The following is a 479-nucleotide window of genomic DNA, read 5'->3' as shown; positions in this document are numbered from 1 at the left end:
GAACTGCCACTGCGGCACGTGCAGCTCGAGCGACGCCGTCTGGCCGAGCCACGTCAGCGTGGCCAGGTCGTCGACGAGCACGTAGTCGTTCGCGCTGCTCTTGTGCTGGATGCGGCGCGTGCGTACCCACGACGGCACGCCCTGCCCCGCGTTCTTCTGGAAGAACACCTGCCCGTCGACCCCGTCCGGCCAGCGCTTGCGCGTCGCGGGCCGGTGGGCGCAGTGGGGGAGCATGACGTCGGCGACGGCCGCGAGGTACGCGAGGACGTCGTCCACGAGGATCTCGGGCACCGACGCGCCCGACGTCACCCCGACGGTCGTCGCGCCGTCGAGCCAGGTGGGGTCGATCTCCTTCGCCCGGTCGATCCGGTACGACGCCCCGGCGCCCGCCTGGAGCGCGACCTCGACGAGGCGGACCGAGTTCGACGAGTTCGCCGAGCCGACGACGATGACGACGTCCGCCTCCGGCGCGAGCTTCT

General features: G+C 72.0%; 1 pseudogene. It reads right to left on the bottom strand.

The features are described from left to right. Positions 1-479: pseudogene (locus G3I78_RS51525) on the bottom strand (hypothetical protein); the annotation flags it as partial.

This window comes from Streptomyces sp. SID13726, assembly GCF_010548375.1.
Lineage (GTDB): Bacteria > Actinomycetota > Actinomycetes > Streptomycetales > Streptomycetaceae > Streptomyces.
The sequence above is the reverse complement of the archived record's forward strand: the minus strand, read 5'-3'. Positions and strand labels throughout refer to the sequence as shown.